Source organism: Methanosarcina sp., from assembly GCF_035390745.1.
Lineage (GTDB): Archaea > Halobacteriota > Methanosarcinia > Methanosarcinales > Methanosarcinaceae > Methanosarcina.
In genome coordinates this window covers 1-16,766 of record NZ_DAOOUJ010000039.1, presented here as the reverse complement: position 1 = coordinate 16,766, position 16,766 = coordinate 1, and the positions used below count along the sequence as shown (strand labels likewise).

Genomic DNA, 16,766 nt, shown 5'->3' with positions numbered 1-16,766 from the left:
AAAAGTTGCAGTAAATGCTGAAGAAAAAGTTGACGGACGTAAAGTTCCAAAGCCGGTTCTTCTGGTCTGCCCGACCTCTGTTATCAACAACTGGAGAAAAGAGGCAGCTCGCTTTACTCCGGAACTTTCGGTAATGGTCCACCAAGGCACCAGCCGGAAAAAAGAAGAGGAATTCAAAAAGGAAGCCATGAATCATGCTATTGTTATCTCAAGCTATGGGCTTTTGCAGAGGGACGTTAAGTTTTTAAAAGGGGTTCCCTGGTCCGGAATTGTACTTGACGAAGCCCAGAATATCAAAAACCCGGAAACCAAACAGGCAAAAGCAGCCAGGGCTCTGGAAGCCGATTACCGCATAGCTCTTACGGGGACTCCGGTTGAAAATAACGTGGGAGACCTCTGGTCCATAATGGAGTTTTTAAACCCGGGCTTCCTCGGTAGCCAGGCAGGTTTCAAGCGGAATTTCTTTATTCCCATTCAGGCCGAAAGGGATCCGGAAGCTGCAGGGAGGCTGAAAGATATCACAGGTCCCTTTATCCTGCGCCGTTTGAAGACCGATACTTCGATCATCTCTGACCTGCCGGAAAAAATGGAGATGAAAACCTATTGCACGCTGACAAAAGAACAGGCTTCCCTCTACGCTGCAGTCCTCGAAGACATCGAAGATGCAATGGATGAAGCTGAAGAAGGAATACAGAGAAAAGGCATAATCCTGTCTGCCCTTACAAGGCTCAAGCAGGTCTGCAACCACCCGGCGCAGTTTTTGAAGGATAACTCTGCTGTGTCCGGCAGGTCAGGAAAACTTGCAAGGCTTACCGAAATGCTGGATACAGTCCTGGAAAACGGGGAAAAAGCCCTTGTTTTCACCCAGTTTGCGGAGATGGGAAAAATGCTAAAAGAACACCTGCAGGCAAGCTTCGGCTGTGAAGTCCTTTTCCTGCACGGCGGAGTTCCCAGGAAGCAGAGGGACAGAATGATTGAACGCTTCCAGGAGGGAAAAGAGTACCTTCCTATCTTTGTCCTTTCCCTTAAAGCCGGCGGCACTGGGCTTAACCTGACAGGTGCCAACCACGTTTTCCACTTTGACCGCTGGTGGAACCCGGCTGTTGAAAATCAGGCAACTGATCGGGCATTCCGTATAGGCCAGACGAAAAATGTCGAGGTGCATAAGTTCATCTGTGCAGGCACGCTTGAAGAAAAAATCGATGAGATTATCGAACGCAAAGTGCAGGTCGCAGAGAACGTTGTCGGAACAGGTGAAGACTGGCTGACAGAACTTTCCAATGATGAATTGAAGGATATTCTTGCTCTTCGAGAAGAAGCGGTAGGTGAATAAAATGGCAGCTTACTGGGACGGCTATGGTTATTATGAGCCCACAAAACCAATTGAGGTCAAAGGGGGTATCAAGGCAAAGTCCAGGCGTGGAAGTTTCGCCCAGAGCTGGTGGGCAAAGCGCTGGATCGAAACCCTCGAAAGTTTTAATCTGGGAGCAAGGCTGGACCGAGGAAAAAGCTATGCCCGTAAAGGACAGGTAACTTCCATTAAAATAGAGTCAGGGCTTGTAAGGGCTAAAGTTCAGGGTTCAGACCCCAGGCCATATTCGGTAACAATAAAAGTCCGGACTCTGACAGGCTCCGAATGTGAACTCCTTGCAGAAAAACTTGCACTGAAACCTATCTTTGCGGCCAAGCTCCTTACAGGCGAGATGCCGGAAGACATAGATTCCGCATTTAAGGAAATAGGTCTCTCCCTCTTTCCCGAAAAAATCGACGACCTTGAAACCGACTGTTCCTGCCCTGACTGGTCAAACCCCTGCAAGCATATTGCAGCCGTCTACTACCTGCTCGGGGAAGAATTTGATAGGGACCCCTTCCTTATCTTTAAGTTAAGGGGAGTTGATATGGACGATTTTATGTCCATTCTGGGGAAGGGGTTTGTTCCGGAAACTGCGGATCGTGTAGCAGAAGCCGGAGCCTTTACAGAAAGCCCTGATAAAACCGGAACTGCACTTGAAGCTGAAACATCTCCTGTTTCTCCTGAACCTCTGCCCCTTGACCCTGAAGCTTTCTGGGGCAGGCTCCCTGAAAACCCTGTAGAGGAAAAAGTTTCTTCCCTTGAGGCTCATATCCCTCAGGTTCCAGCCGCCCTTCCAAAAAGGCTTGGAAAATTCCCCTTCTGGTGCGGTGAAGAAGATATGCTTGAAGTGCTGGAGGAAATATACAAAAAAGCTTCATCTGCAGGGATGATGATTTTCCTTGGAGAACGTAAATGAATGCTTTCATATATTTTTTCTCCAATTTTTTCTTCAAAGTAGTAATTTTTTGCCTTCTATTGGAGGCAAATCAGTAACTGACGTATAAATCAGTAGCTAACATAGATATGATTTGCAATCTCCCTGTCAACAGCATACCGTGTCTGGTCTACCTCAAAGAGATATGAAGGGGAGCTTCTGAGCAGAGTGACAGGCATGCCGGGCAGGATGCCCATTGCTATCAGTTTCTGCAAAATCCCCGTGTTTTTTGTATCCAGATGGGAGATCTTTCCCTTTTTCCTGGGTTCCATCGAGGAAAGAGTGGTAGTTTTCAGAGCGGCATTCAGGCATTCCGGTTTTTTCGATATCATTTAAAGAGACTCCTTATAAGCTGTATTACCTTTGCTTCTTTTACAAGTTCGTACCCGCAGTTCGGGCAGCACTGTTTGTCGCAGTTGTGCAGTTTCCCACAGCCGGTACATTTCGATTCGTCTGCGTTTTCAAATTTGTTTCCGCAGAGTGGGCAGTTCACAGTTTCACCCCCAGCGCAGTCAGGAGGGTGTTTACGATAAAGCCTGCAAGGAAGGCAGAGGGGAAAATGAACCCTGAGATCGCAAGCGCCATTTTAAACCCTCTTTCCTTTACTGTCATCATGAACTGGGCAATGCAGGGCATGAACAGGGTCAGGGTAACTGCTGCAACAACAAGCTGCACTCCTGTCAGCAGTCCGGCATCGTGCATTCCGTAGAGCCCGGCTGCCCCAAAGTCCCTCCTGAAAAAGCCGAAGAGGAAAACATCAGCAGCATCGGAAGGAAGCCCTATCCAGACAGTCGGGTATTCCATTACTTTCAGGGCAAGGGCAAAGATCCCTGTCAGCCTGCCTATGCAGATCAGCACGCTTGCCAGCACAAAGAGGGGCAGGACTTCCAGGAAGTACCAGTGCATCCTTGAGTATGTCTTAACTGCTATGTTTGAAAGCTTCGGGATCCTCAGGGGAGGCATTTCGAGTATGAAGGTAGGGGCTTCCCCCGGAAGAAGTCTGGCAGCCAGGTATCCTATGAATACAAATTCAAGCACTATTACGCCTGCCCAGATAAGCAGCCCGTCAGGGTTTCCGGAGAGGACGGAAAGGATAATCCCGAGCTGTGCCGAGCAGGGAATTGCAAGGGCGAGCAGAACGGTCGAAATCAGCCTCTCTCTTCTGGTTTCAAGGGTCCGCGTTACCATCGTGGCCATTGTGGAGCATCCAAAGCCGAGAACCATTGGAATTACTGCCCTCCCGCTGAGCCCTATTTTTTTGAACATACCGTCAAGCAGCATGCCCAGCCTCGGGAGATATCCCGTATCCTCGATAATTGAGAATACAAGGAAGAAAGCTCCCACTATAGGCAGGATAAGGGCAATTGCATAGGTTACTGCTTGTGTGAATATCCCGTATTCTCCTACGAAGAGGTCCTGAAGGGCAGGATAGGGCACAAAGGATGTGAACCACTCTGTCACCAGGGGGTTTATATGCTCTCCAAATACGGTATTTTCCATAAAGTCAACAACTGTGCCTGCTGCAAAGACTCCTACGAAACGGTAAAGTCCGAAGTACAGGACCAGCAGGAGCACCGGAATTCCAAGCAAAGGATGGGTCAGTACGCTGTCGATGTTTTCTGCGAGCAGGACTTTTTTCCTGGTTTTTTCCTTCTTTTCAGGTTTTACTTCTTTTTCAGCCTTTTTTTCCTTAATATCTCCTTCCTTATCCTGTACTTCCATTACCTGTTCCACTATTTCGTTTACAATCTCCTGTCTCTTGAGGGTGAAAAGGTAGGACAGGGGAATTCCGGCCTTTTCAGAAGCCGTTTCTGCAAGTTTCTGAATCTCTTCAAAGCTATTTTTGCCGTCCTCATTTTTCTCACCCTCATTTTTCTCGCTTTTATTCCTGTATCCTTCTTCAGGGTTGCATACTGAATCAAGTGCTGTTTTGTCTCCCTGAAGCAGCAGGAGGGCAAGGGACCTTTTTGATATTCTGGTTTCTTCTGCAGTTTCCAGCAGTTTTTCTATTTCCGAAATATAGGGCTCTATTTCCTCTCCGTAGTTGATTTTCTGTGAAGTCCTGTCATTTTTCTCCTGAATAAACTCCATAATTGAATTTTTGAGTTCTTCAACTCCTTTTCCTTCACTTGAAACCGTACCTATGACAGGTATTCCCAGCGACCTGCTGAGCTTGCGTATATCAATTTTTATTCCTCTTTCCTCGGCTTCGTCCATCATGTTAAGGACAAGGATAAGGGGAAGCTTGGCTTCAAGAAGCTGGAGTGTGAAAGAGAGCATGCGCCTGAGGTTTCTTGCGTCCACCACATGCAGGCAGACAAATACTTTTTCTTCAAAGAGCAGGCGCTGTGAAACTCTTTCTTCTTCGCTTACGGGGAGAAGAGAATACATTCCGGGCGTGTCGATTATTTCGTATTCCTTTTTCTCTATCCTGCCTTTTCCACGGCTGATTTCTACCGAGGTTCCAGGATAATTGGAAACTACGGTATAACTTCCGGAAAGTGAATTGAAAAGGCTGCTTTTCCCCACATTTGGGCTTCCTGCGAGTACGATTTTTGGAAGCCCTTTTCCAGGAGAGCACTCCTTTTTCCCGCGGCAGCACTCCTTTTCAGGACAGATAAGTGGCAATTTCATGTTCTTTTCTCAATATCTGGTCTTGTATTTAGGTGAGCCTAAATTTCTGTTTTTGCCATATTTAGGTACACCTAATATTTAAAGCTAATGAAATCGGCGAGATTTTTTAGAAGAATCCGACAAAAACAGAGTTATTCGAAAATATTTTCTCTCAAAAATCTCATTTAAAAACCGTTTAGAAAAATTTCAAACTCAGGAGTGCCAAAAATAGCAAATAGAAAGTAGCTTTAATCTGGGGTATGTGCGGACAGGCTGATTTGACCTTTACTTCTCTTTAATTTTTACTTCTCTGCTCATATTTCTTAAGTATTCGAACATTTCTTTTCCCCATTCTATTGCTCCGGGTTCGAAGCTGATCAGATACTGCCGGTCAAATCGCCCGCTTTCATTAAACAGCCCCATAAGCATTATTTTATCCGAAGACGCAACAACTGCAGGGATTTCCACCTCTTTTTTGTCGAGAATAAAGAGGCTTGTATTCTCCATTTTGAGAAACTCTTCCCCTTCTTTTTTGAAATCCTCTGCAAGCCTTAAATACACAGATTCACTCAGGACAAGGGAGATCTCAGTGCCTTTTCTGGCAAGGTCCAGGAAAAAAGAAGGAAATTGGGGATGAAAGTAAGAAAAGAACATAAGGATATGATTTGAGTTCGATACGTTTTTCACGAACTCAGGGTTGAGGTCAAAAGTATGGCTCAGGTCCGGTTCTATAAGGCGGTAATCCCCAAGTTCGCTGATCCGTTTAAGTAAATAAGGAGGAATAGGTGTGAGTTTTCTGTCCGCCCAGAATTCCTCATGTTTTTCAAAAATTTCCAGAGTCTCCAGGAGAGGCTGCATTTTCTCTATAATAATCTCTCCTATCAGGCTGAGGCGGTAGGCTCCTTCTTCGTGAATTACCAGATTCTGTTCTTTCAGTTTTTTAATCTGGGGAAGGAGAGCGGTTCTTGGGACCTGAAGCCTGTCAAGGATCTCCTGGGTACTCTTTGGCCCATCTCTCAGGAGCATAAGAAATGCCTTTCTTTTCTCTGAAAACAGAATCAAATCAAGCAAGTTTGGATTCATTTACTGTCGCCGCCCGGATGTAGAAGAGAGTTTTTTTCCGGTTTTGGTTCTCTATAGCGTTAATGAATCGCAAATCGATAATAAAGATGTCGAAATTGTTTGAAATTTCTGTCCTGTTTGTAATACAAATGAAAAAATGAAGACTGTAAATGGGCTGGAGTTTGTCTGTAATCTGAAATCAGGCTTACCGGGAAACTTTGATATAGGTGCTGGTGAGAATGGGTGGAATCATATTCTAGAGTAAACTGGCTTTAAGGTAAAAGGAATTATTTCATCGATGTCGTACATCTCTCATCACATTGATGATGTGAGCTTTTTATAATTAGCAGGCGAGTTTAATCATTAACGATGTGAGGAAGGGCAATGGAGAAAGAAAAATTATATCAGCTGAAATCCGATGCAAGTAAAATAAGTCCTGTTCTGAATGTTGGAAAGAACGGGATAACCGAGACTTTGATCGAAGAACTGAACAAGCAGATAAAAGCTAACAGGCTTGTAAAGGTCAAAGTACTCAAAAGCGCAGAAGAAGGAAAAGACCTGAAAACTATTGCAGATGAGCTTGCAGAAGCCACAAGGTCCACACTGATTGATGTACGCGGCAGGACAGTTGTACTGTACAGGTAATGATTCCGGGGGAGCAGGTGTACTTAATAGCGTACTGGGCAATAGCAGCATCCTGAGTAATAATAGTGTAATTAAACAACAATACTATCAAATAGCGTAATTAAACAACAATACTATCAGCGCTGTTCAAACGAAAGTTTCTGATTATCAGTGGTACAGATGGCAGCACTTAAAGCAGAATCTTACTTCTTTTATCTTTTCCCTGAGATCTCGTTTTTTCGGCTCTACAGACAGGACATTTATCTCTAGAAAACAGACATGTCTCTATCTTTTACAATGAAGAATAAGGTTTTTCTGTAGAAGTGCTTCTAATACTTAAGGTTCGCAGGTGTGGACCATTTTACATATCAATTATTTGTGACATTATTATATATTTCATCTGTATTATGTAAGCTCATATTGAAAACAATTTGCTGTAAAATAATTCGTACAAAAACCCGCATGATCTTGCTATTATGCGGCTGATTTCATACCGCTGTACCTGATAATTGACGGATAAACTCTATTAAAATCACAATATAGCACTAAAATGCCTGAAACCCCCCTGAAACGGTTGCGCTGGGATACTTCTGCTTTCTTTTTGTTTCGAAATACAGCGGGGCAGATCGCACCCACCATCCGGAGAGATTACTATGCTTGAAGATGAATATCAACTTGACTTTTTCAAAAACAACGGTTTTGTCCGGAAGCAGTGCCAGAAGTGCGGCAAATTCTTCTGGACACGTGACCTTGAAAGAAATACATGCGGAGATGCGCCCTGTGACCCTTATTCCTTCATAGGAAGCCCTGTGTTTTCCAGGGAATTTAATATCTCAGAGATGCGCGAATATTACCTCTCCTTCTTTGAAGCAAGAGGGCATACAAGGATTGACCGCTATCCTGTGGTCGCCCGCTGGAGAGACGACATTTATCTCACCATAGCCTCAATTGCAGACTTCCAGCCCTTCGTAACTTCAGGGCAGGTACCGCCACCTGCAAACCCTCTGACCATTTCCCAGCCCTGCATCAGGTTAAACGACCTTGACTCCGTGGGCAGAAGCGGCCGCCATCTGACAAACTTTGAAATGATGGCTCATCACGCTTTCAACAAGAGGGACAATGAAATTTACTGGAAGGAACACACCCTTGAACTCTGTGATGAGCTCTTAAACTCTCTCAAGGTGAACCCATTCGCCGTAACCTACAAAGAAGAGCCCTGGGCAGGCGGAGGAAACGCAGGTCCCTGTGTTGAAGTCATTGTACATGGGCTTGAACTTGCAACCCTTGTCTTCATGGACCTGAAGACCGACAAAAAGGGAGAAATCGAGATTAAAGGCGAGAAATACTCGAAGATGGACAACTATATTGTGGACACAGGATACGGCCTTGAGCGTTTTGTCTGGGCTTCTCGTGGCTCTCCTACAATTTATGATGCCCTTTTCCCGGGAATAGTAAACGAGCTCATGGGGCTTGCAGGGCTTGAACACGAACTTGACGACTCCGAATATGCAAACATCCTGGCTCAGAATGCCAGGCTTGCAGGTTTTATGGACGTCAGTGAAAAGGCAAACCTGATGGAGCTCAGGAAGAAGGTTGCCTCAAGCATAGGAATGACCGTCGATAAGCTTTCGGCTATAATGGAGCCCGTAGAAAAGGTCTATGCTATCACCGACCACACCCGCTGCCTTACCTTCATGCTCGGAGACGGAATTATTCCTTCCAATGTTAAGGCAGGATACCTTGCACGCCTTGTCCTGAGAAGGACGCTGCGCATGATGAAAGACCTTGACATCAGGACTCCGCTCGCCGAAATTGTGGACATGCACATAAGGAATATGCCCGAGTACCCCGAGTTCAGGGCAAACTTCCCTGTCATTCAGGATATCCTGGAATCCGAAGAAGAAAAGTTCAACGCTACTATGGAAAGGGGCCGCAGGATCATTCAGAAATCGGCATCCCATTTCAAAAAGACGGGAGAAAAAATTCCTCTGTCGCAGTTAACCGAACTCTACGACTCACACGGAATTCCTCCCGAAATGGCAAAAGAAGTTGCAGCCGAAATAGGGGTCGGCGTGGAATTCCCTGATAACTTCTATTCGATTATCGGCGAGCTGCACAACAAGGCTGAAGAAAAGGAAGAGGAAGTAATTCCTTTTGCAGAAAGGCTCAAGCACCTGCCCAAGACCAAGCGCCGCTTCTATGACGAGCCCACCCGCCTGGAATTCGAGGCAGTTGTCCTTGATGTGTTTGACAACAATGTCGTTCTGGACAACACCTTCTTCTATGCGGAAGGCGGAGGGCAGCCTGCAGATATAGGTACCATAACTGTCGGAGACACTATTTACAGGGTTGTGGATGTTCAGGTCTATGATGGTGTAATAGTACACACAATTGACAATCCTGGAAGGGCGCTTGGGATAACTAAAGGCGATATTATCACCGGCAAGGTCGATGAGACACGCAGGATGACCCTTGCAAGGCACCACACAGCAACCCATATTGTAAATGATGCCGCCAGAAAGGTACTCGGAAAACACATCTGGCAGGCTGGTGCCCAGAAGTTCGAAGACCACTCAAGGCTTGACCTTTCCCACTACAAGCACATCTCCCCTCAGGAAATAAAGCAGATAGAGCTTCTGGCCAACCGCACTGTTATGGAAAACAAGCGTGTGGTTACGGAGTGGATGCCGAGGACTGAAGCCGAGCAGGTATACGGCTTCGGGCTCTACCAGGGTGGAGTTCCCCCAGGAGAGAAGATACGGATTGTAAAGGTCGGAGATGACGTGGAAGCCTGCGGTGGAACTCACTGCATCAGCACAGGTATCATCGGGCCTATCAAAATCCTGAAGACCGAGAGGATTCAGGACGGCGTGGAGAGGGTCGAGTTTGCAGCCGGAACTGCAGCAGTCCTCGCAATGCAAAAAATCGAATCCCTTCTGGTTGATTCTGCAAAGACCCTGAGCGTACCTCCGGAACACCTTCCAGTGAGTGTGGACCGTTTCTTTGGCGAATGGAAAGACCTCAAGAAAGAAAACGACAGGCTCAAGGAAGAACTTGCCCGCTCCAGAGTTTACAGGATGCTCGGAAATGCTTCTGAGGTTGCAGGCCTCAAAGTTGTTGCCGAACAGGTTTCAGGAGCCGATTCCCTTGAACTCCAGAAGATAGCTACCGAACTCCTCAAAAACGAGAACGTTGTTGCACTTCTTGCAAGCGATTTTGAAGGAGTAAAGATTGTAGCATCCGCTGGAGAAAAAGCCATGAAATGTGGAGTCAATGCCGGTAACCTTGTCCGCGAGATGTCAAAGATCGTGGGCGGAGGCGGCGGCGGAAAGCCTGCCCTTGCAATGGGAGGAGGAACCGACCCCACAAGGATTCAGGACGCTCTTTCCAGAGGGCTTGAACTTGTTAAAGGCGCCTGCAAAGAAGCTTGAGTATCCACTCATATAAATCATTATCAAGCTGATCTACAGGCGAGCAAATAATTACTCAAAAAAAAGCTCAACTAAAAATTTATTGAGCCTGAAACCAAAAACAGAAGCCGGGTTTAACCCCCGGTTCATTCCCTTTTTTCAGTCTTTAAAAAGCACTTCACAGAGGATTGCCATGCCATCTTTTACAAAAAGGTGTACGGTCTTATTTCCTTCAAGCCCTTTTTCCACTTCGTTTCTAACTTCCCAGTACTCTTCAGGTTTTACGCCTGCTCTGAGTATAACACTTCCAACATTCCTGTCCTTCAGGAATTTATTGATCTCGTGGGGCTTAAAGGGACAGACCTTCAGGACAAGGTAATGATTTTTGATCATTGACTGCTTTATCAGGGCATCCGAGGTCAGCAAAAGCCTCTTTTTGTCAACCCTGAAAAGTTCGAAAGCCCCCATAATAGGCCCTGCCATCTGCATCATGGATTCGACAAGCTCGGGCAGGAGCTCTGCTGCAACAACAGAAGGCTCGGGTTCATAGGCAAAGAGTTTCATCTTTTCCGTTTCCCTGATCTTCGGGAGCAGCCCGTACTTTGAAACCAGCCCTTCGCCTGCAGGAAGAGCTACGGCAAGCCGTTCATGCTGTTTCAACCCGCCGAAATAAAGGGTCAGGCGGTTGAGCTGCCCGTCAAGGGAAATATACTCTTTTTCGCAGTCAAAAGGAATCCTTTCCGGAGGCATCTGGGGAGGGGCTTCGAAGGCAAAATTCTTTGTTTTTTCCCTATAGGCTGAAATCACATTAGGGATTCCAGGCTCAAGGCTTGAGACCTGCCTTTTATCTTCTTCGGCAGGGCGGAACGGGTCAGAAAAAACAACATCCACTGCCGGGATCTGCTCTATCACTTTAGGGTCAAGGGCGTCCCCGCAGATGAATTTCACATTATCAAGCCCGTACATCGCGCAGTTCTGTTTTGCGTATTCTATTTTCCTGGGGTCGATTTCCACTGCGTATACGAACTCGCACTGCTGCGCGAAAAAGACAGTCTGCCCTCCTATCCCGCAGCTGATATCCGCAAGAGTCTTACATCTAAGGCGCTGTGCCCTGTAGCGGGCGATAGGCTCAGGGGTCGCAAAGCGCACGCTTTCCTTGTCCCCATGCAGGGGCTTTTCAAATTGTTTTCTCCGTGCCACATCAATCAGAGGATTAGTAGGAATTTTATGGGATTTAAAGGCAACTGAAATAGAAGAGTTACTGAACTTCCAAGAGTTACTGAACTTCCCTGACTCAAGTTTTTTGATGGGCTTTATTGGAAAATATGGTAAAAGAAATTCTCGCCCGGTGTGGAGTTGCTTGACGACCATAAAGGCAGCAAAAAAATTAAATCAGATTGGATATCTACAAATTGAGACCTCAGGGAGATTAAAAACATGACTACAGAGCCCGACTATGATGAAAGATTAAAGAAGCTTCGCATTCTCAAAGAGAAGCTCGGTGCACAGGAGAAGGAACTTGAAAAACTTCTTGCCAGATTAGAAGACGCAGAAGCTAAGAGAGCTGCGGTAATTAATGAGATCGGCAGCACTTTAAATAATCCGCAATTTGCGGAAGAACCCCCTCAGGAAATAAGTAAATTGATGGCTGCCATTAATAATCTTCCTGACGTGGAATCCATTGTAAAATGTGAGATTTGCGGGAAACTTTACGTTTCTGACATTGGTCACGAATGTCCTGAAGTGGATAGATAATTCCTTTCCTTTTACTATCTTTTCCCTGCTGTAAAAACTGAAATCTTTACCTATGAAACTCATCCCTGCAGGAGTTTCCCGGGAGATATGCTACCTAAATAACAATAAACTAAGGTCTCTTAAGAAAGGCATAGATTAACCTTATCTTTTCATTCTTCAGGGGACCATATCTCTGATATCCACATAAAATGGACTGAAAGTCGGGAGAGTCCCTTCAAAAGATTTAGCAAATATATTCCAGGTTTCAGTCTGTGGTTTTAACTTTTTTATTACTGTAAGAAGATCGTCTTCAGGGTCTGTCATAGCCATCAGGAAGTCCTGTCCCCTGTCAATAGAGAGATTATTCAGGTATTTTAGGAGTGCCAGCATGGCATCGGGCTGTTTCTTATCGAATGCATAGTCTACAACATAAAGTACTTTGAAATTCTCCCCCTCAGCTGGGAACTTCGGTACTCTCGTAATATGGCTCAAAGCTCCAAAAACTGATTTCATTACCTTTACTGCTGCTGGCTCTCTGGCATAACATAAATTAAACAGTTCTGAGCTATCCCACAACCCGGCACAGGCTACTATTTTGTTATCTTTATCTCTAACCACCCAGAAGTTTTCCTGTCCATATCCAGGAATGAGTTTCAAGTGTGACTCAAAAGTTTGATTGGTAAACTGTGTGAAATGTATAAACCCTGAGTTATACTCATTAATAAATGCAACTGCATCATCAATTATCTTTATATCAGCAGGCTTTATTGAGTATTCTGAAGGAACATCCAGCTTCTTGTAAGTCGATATACCTGGAAATCTGATACCCCTCACCTCAGAATATCCCATCTTCTCAAACAAGTATCGAGAAGCTTTGTTCGGCTCGTATATATAACAGTAAGCATAAGCTGCCTCCATTTCCTGAGCCTTCTTTTCCGCCTCTTTAATTAGTCTGGTGGCAATTCCTGTCCTTTGAAAAGCCGGATCAACCATCACTTCAGTAATGTACACATACTTTTCTTTTTTTTCCGGATCAGTTTTTATAGTTAAACCAATCCAACCAGCAATCTTCCCGTCCTCTTCTGCCACAAGCACATTCCAGTTATCGTACATCCCATAACGGGCAATGACATCCTTCTTATCCACACCCATTGCACAGTTTTCATCGCCTTGCGGACAGAGCCTTTCTATTTCAAGCATTTTTTGATTATCACTATCATTAAAAGGTCTGATCAAAACCATACTTCTCACGCTTCCCCTTACTATTTTTTCCTCACTATATCTCCTTAATTACTTTCAATTATTTTTCTCTATACTTAAATATGCAAATTTAGCATTTTAACTTTTAGCAAAACTATGAAAATCTACGTCTGGTGAAGTATGGAAGCTAACTGTGGACTGAGGAATGAGAAGAGAATACGGAGAGATTAGTCTCTCAGTAGCCTTTGCAAAAAAGCACTTTCAAAAATAGTCTGGAATCTCTGGAATTTTAATCTTAAATTATCTGTGAAATTTTCACTTTTACAGAAAAGAAAATGTAATGGAGGGAGGTTTGAATTATTCTCCCTTTACTATCCTTGCGATATCGCTTCCGACATCTGAAGTGGTGTTCTTGCCTCCCATGTCGTAAGTCTTTACTTTGCCTTCCAGGATGTTTTTCTGGATTGCATTGACTATGGTGTCTGCGGCTTCCTTTTCTCCGAGCTGTTCTATGAGCATTGCACCTGCCCAGATTGTTGCAATCGGGTTGACTTTATTCTGTCCTTTGTACTTCGGGGCTGAACCGTGGATCGGCTCAAACATGCTTGTGCCGTTCGGGTTGATGTTTCCGCCGGGAGCAAGGCCGAGGCCTCCCTGGATCATGGCTCCGAGGTCGGTGATGATGTCTCCGAACATGTTCGGGGTTACGACAACATCGAACCATTCCGGGTTTTTCACAAACCACATTGTCATGGCGTCAACGAAGTTGAAATCAGTGGCGACACCGGGGTGCTTTGCAGAGACTGCATTGAACTCTTCTCTCCAGAAGCCGTAGATGTCGGAAAGGACATTCGCCTTGTCCACAGATGAGACGTGTTTCTTCCGGTTTTCTGCAAGGTCAAAAGCGTACTCAATAACACGCTTTGTGCCTTCTTTGGAGATAAGGCCTATCTGGTATCCTATTTCTTCGCTGTCGGTCTCTATGTCAAGTCCAAACTTTGCGGAATAGAGCGTCCTTTTGACTTCAAGGAGGTCTTTGCTCACTCCTTTTTTTGCCCTGCCGCCGATGCCTATGTAGAAGTCCTCGGTGTTTTCCCTGACAACGACAAAGTCGATGTCTTTTGAGGTCTTGTCCTTTATCGGAGTCCAGACTCCTTCGAGGAGTTTTATCGGGCGAAGGTTTACGTACTCGTCAAAGTAAAAGCGTGCAGTTAATAAGATTCCTTTTTCGAGAATGCCGGGGGCAATCCTCGGGTCTCCAATGGAGCCAAGGTAAATTGCAGGGTAGCCGGATAATTCCTTTAAGGTCTCTTCCGAGATCAGCTCTCCCGTTGCCAGGTAGTGGTCTGCTCCATGCGGGTATTCAATCCATTCTACATCAAAACCGAATCTTTCGCCTGCGGCGTCAATGACTTTTCTGCCTTCGGCGATGATTTCTGGCCCAATCCCATCTCCTGGGAGGACCGGAACCTTATACTGCGTCATGTTTCTACTCCTTTCGAATTTACAGGCAAAAATGCCTTTTTAGTGTGAGATGTCAGTGTGGATCAGGATTTCTCGTGACAGGCGTCCTGTTTTTTAACGCTCAGAGACCAGCTTCCGGGCATACTCTATAAGCCCTCCCCCATCCACTATTTCGCGGACGAAATCCGGGAGCGGGGTTGCCTGGTAGGTCTCTCCTTTTGTTATGTTCTGAATGACCCCTGTTGAAAGGTCTACTTCAAGCTCGTCTCCATCATCTATTTTGTCCGTATCCGGACATTCGAGGACAGGAACTCCGATATTGATTGAGTTTCTGAAAAAGATCCTTGCAAAAGACTTTGCGATTACGCAGGATATCTTTGACCCTTTGAGGGCGAGAGGGGCGTGTTCACGAGAAGATCCGCAGCCGAAATTGCTTCCTGCAACCACGATGTCATTTTCATGAACTTTTTTTGCAAAATCAGGGCGCACGCCTTCAAATGTATACTTAGCAAGCTGTTCCGGGGTATTGAAAATCAGATACCTTCCGGGTATCACTGCATCCGTATCCACGTCATCTCCGAATTTCCAGGCTCTTCCTTTCATGAAATCACCAGTAATATTGCTGTAATTAAATGCTGTTGATTAAGTTCACAGCCTGTAACTCAGCTAAACTTACAGGGTTGAAAGTATCACAGGTAATATTTAAAATTATTTTCTGACATAATCAAAAAAGGTTAACAAATGGTTAACAATCCTGCATGTTTTGTACTATTTTCCTGAAAATCCGGTAAACAGATAGTCCTCCTCAGGGAACTGCTCAGTCTTATGTAAATTGTTCCGGGATTTGAGTTTTTGTTTCTTCCTTTTCTTCTCTACAGGGCTCAAGCGCGCTCGGCTCTCCTCCTCCATGCCAGCTCATTCTCGGACGGACCCGGATCATGTGGACAGATTCTGAATGGTCATCCACTATCAATGCAGCTCCCCTTTCACTGCCCATTTTCTTGAGATAAGCCCTGAGGCTTTCCTGCATATAAAGTGGTCTTGAGGCTTCAAGGGCAAGAATATCATCACTTGAGGTGAGTCGGTGGCAAATAAGCAGGTCGCTCTGCGAAACAACATCAGGGTGAAGGCTTGCAGGTCTCTGGGTTGCCAGTACAAGGGAGAGCCCGGGCTGCCTGCCCTGCCTGAGGCAGCGGTTAATAAGCACCTCCGAAGCAAGACTTTCGTCCCTGCGGGAACGAATATATGAGCTTCTTCTTGAGTAAATCTGATACTTTGTGTGGCATTTTCTTTGGATAGCTCTGAATAACGTAATTTCTCTATATGCGTCTTCGGTTAGGAGTCGTCACAGAACAAACGATGCACATGTTTCAATTGGATGCCTTTATTTTCAAGATTATTATCGCCAATTGAAAATAAACTTTGCGAAAAAAATACATAATTTATTTTGTGACAATTACTTAAGTGAGAAATTATGATAAATTGCCTCCATTCTTGCAGCAGTTCTCAAATATTTGATCCTATTGTAGGCCAGAAAAGGGTATCGATTTTATGTAAAAAGGTCAAAATTTAAGGCAGGCTTCTGGTACCAAATTGATAACTTTCAGGCAAGAAAATTCCTTAACCGACGACCAATGAAATCCTATCTATATATACCTGAATATGAGGTAAGGCAATTTACTCATATATAAATTTTCTAGCCAGATCTTCAAACAATCAAAGATTAGTAAATAATTACAGCATGAGTCTAGTATGAAAATCACACAATTTCATACTTTATGCAAAAAACTTATAACTAATCAATTAAAAGGAGTATATGGAGTTTAAGAGTAGTTTCCGAGACAGCTCGAGCTCCATAAAATATGCCCTAAGAGGCATTGTTGAGTTAGCTTTGCATATATTTAAGCTTGTCTGATTCTGCCTCCTGGGGAAAAATAACTTAGGAGTAATATAAATGATTAAAAATAAAATTGGAATAGGAACACTAATTTTAGCAATGTTACTAGTCGGTATGGTGTTGATACCAGCTGTTAACGCACAGCAGGAAGACAACTTTACCGAAGGTGAATATTATCTACCTAATTATGGTCCGAGCATTTTTGCAGAACTTAAAGATGATCCAGACGTAATTGAAATTCGGGGTTTAATGCCTGAAATAACAGACGATAAAAAACAAATGGAATGGATAGGTACACTAGAAACATGTATTCGAAGTTCGAAGGACGAACTTGAGCCTTATATGAAAGAATATGGTGGGCCGTTAGTTGGTTTTGGTATTGACTATGATGGATATTTATTTGTAGAGTTCGATAAAAAACTAGAAGGTACTATTGATAAGTCTACAATTGATGAGCTGTATAATATAATAGAG

At 44.7% G+C, this 16,766-nt stretch carries 14 protein-coding genes and 1 pseudogene; 6 read left to right on the top strand and 9 right to left on the bottom strand.

What is annotated here, in order from left to right; genetic code table 11:
- A partial coding sequence (locus tag PLL47_RS09835; RefSeq protein ID WP_324446019.1) for a DEAD/DEAH box helicase occupies positions 1-1,333 on the top strand: 1,333 nt, incomplete at its 5' end.
- A 1-nt stretch (position 1,334) separates the two neighbouring features.
- Complete coding sequence (locus tag PLL47_RS09830; RefSeq protein ID WP_324446035.1) at positions 1,335-2,270, top strand: SWIM zinc finger family protein; 936 nt, start codon at positions 1,335-1,337, stop codon at positions 2,268-2,270.
- 89 nt (positions 2,271-2,359) lie between these two features.
- On the opposite strand, the gene PLL47_RS09825 is transcribed toward PLL47_RS09830, so the two are convergent.
- The 4 genes from PLL47_RS09825 to PLL47_RS09810 all read right to left on the bottom strand — a co-directional run bounded on the left by PLL47_RS09825 (position 2,360) and on the right by PLL47_RS09810 (position 5,984).
- Positions 2,360-2,620 (bottom strand): FeoA family protein, encoded by a 261-nt coding sequence (locus PLL47_RS09825; RefSeq protein ID WP_324446018.1) that lies wholly within the window; start codon positions 2,618-2,620, stop codon positions 2,360-2,362.
- Positions 2,617-2,781, bottom strand: a complete 165-nt coding sequence (locus PLL47_RS09820) for a toprim domain-containing protein (RefSeq protein ID WP_324446017.1) — start codon at positions 2,779-2,781, stop codon at positions 2,617-2,619. Before PLL47_RS09820 ends, PLL47_RS09825 begins: the two co-directional genes overlap by 4 nt.
- The gene (gene feoB, locus PLL47_RS09815; protein ID WP_324446016.1) at positions 2,778-4,922 is read right to left on the bottom strand and encodes a ferrous iron transport protein B; all 2,145 of its coding nucleotides are present in this window, start codon (positions 4,920-4,922) and stop codon (positions 2,778-2,780) included. The genes PLL47_RS09820 and feoB overlap by 4 nt, the downstream gene beginning before the upstream one ends.
- Before the next feature lie 264 nt (positions 4,923-5,186).
- The gene (locus PLL47_RS09810; protein ID WP_324446015.1) at positions 5,187-5,984 is read right to left on the bottom strand and encodes a helix-turn-helix transcriptional regulator; all 798 of its coding nucleotides are present in this window, start codon (positions 5,982-5,984) and stop codon (positions 5,187-5,189) included.
- A 363-nt stretch (positions 5,985-6,347) separates the two neighbouring features.
- On the opposite strand from PLL47_RS09810, the gene PLL47_RS09805 reads away from it, so the two are divergent.
- Together PLL47_RS09805 and alaS are read left to right on the top strand one after the other, a co-directional pair.
- Positions 6,348-6,608 carry a YhbY family RNA-binding protein gene (locus PLL47_RS09805; protein ID WP_324446014.1) on the top strand — a complete coding sequence of 87 codons (261 nt, stop codon included), beginning with the start codon at positions 6,348-6,350 and terminating at the stop codon, positions 6,606-6,608.
- Between the two features lie 632 nt (positions 6,609-7,240).
- The gene (gene alaS, locus PLL47_RS09800; protein ID WP_324446013.1) at positions 7,241-10,018 is read left to right on the top strand and encodes an alanine--tRNA ligase; all 2,778 of its coding nucleotides are present in this window, start codon (positions 7,241-7,243) and stop codon (positions 10,016-10,018) included.
- A 138-nt stretch (positions 10,019-10,156) separates the two neighbouring features.
- On the opposite strand, the gene PLL47_RS09795 is transcribed toward alaS, so the two are convergent.
- Positions 10,157-11,197 (bottom strand): class I SAM-dependent methyltransferase, encoded by a 1,041-nt coding sequence (locus PLL47_RS09795; RefSeq protein ID WP_324446012.1) that lies wholly within the window; start codon positions 11,195-11,197, stop codon positions 10,157-10,159.
- Positions 11,198-11,434: 237 nt separating this feature from the next.
- Here PLL47_RS09795 and PLL47_RS09790 point away from each other — a divergent pair, with 237 nt between their 5' ends.
- Positions 11,435-11,752: a hypothetical protein gene (locus tag PLL47_RS09790; protein ID WP_324446011.1), complete on the top strand. Its 318-nt coding sequence runs from the start codon at positions 11,435-11,437 to the stop codon at positions 11,750-11,752.
- Positions 11,753-11,908: 156 nt separating this feature from the next.
- Here PLL47_RS09790 and PLL47_RS09785 read toward each other — a convergent pair whose 3' ends face one another.
- The 4 genes from PLL47_RS09785 to PLL47_RS09770 all read right to left on the bottom strand — a co-directional run bounded on the left by PLL47_RS09785 (position 11,909) and on the right by PLL47_RS09770 (position 15,602).
- Positions 11,909-12,973 (bottom strand): GNAT family N-acetyltransferase, encoded by a 1,065-nt coding sequence (locus PLL47_RS09785; RefSeq protein ID WP_324446034.1) that lies wholly within the window; start codon positions 12,971-12,973, stop codon positions 11,909-11,911.
- Between the two features lie 315 nt (positions 12,974-13,288).
- Complete coding sequence (locus PLL47_RS09780; RefSeq protein ID WP_324446010.1) at positions 13,289-14,416, bottom strand: isocitrate/isopropylmalate dehydrogenase family protein; 1,128 nt, start codon at positions 14,414-14,416, stop codon at positions 13,289-13,291.
- A 93-nt stretch (positions 14,417-14,509) separates the two neighbouring features.
- Positions 14,510-14,998 (bottom strand): 3-isopropylmalate dehydratase small subunit, encoded by a 489-nt coding sequence (locus PLL47_RS09775; RefSeq protein ID WP_324446009.1) that lies wholly within the window; start codon positions 14,996-14,998, stop codon positions 14,510-14,512.
- 220 nt (positions 14,999-15,218) lie between these two features.
- Positions 15,219-15,602, bottom strand: coding sequence for an ATP-binding protein (locus PLL47_RS09770; protein WP_324446008.1), 384 nt, complete (start codon positions 15,600-15,602; stop codon positions 15,219-15,221).
- 747 nt (positions 15,603-16,349) lie between these two features.
- Between PLL47_RS09770 and PLL47_RS09765 the strand changes: the two are divergent.
- Positions 16,350-16,766: pseudogene (locus PLL47_RS09765) on the top strand (hypothetical protein); the annotation flags it as partial.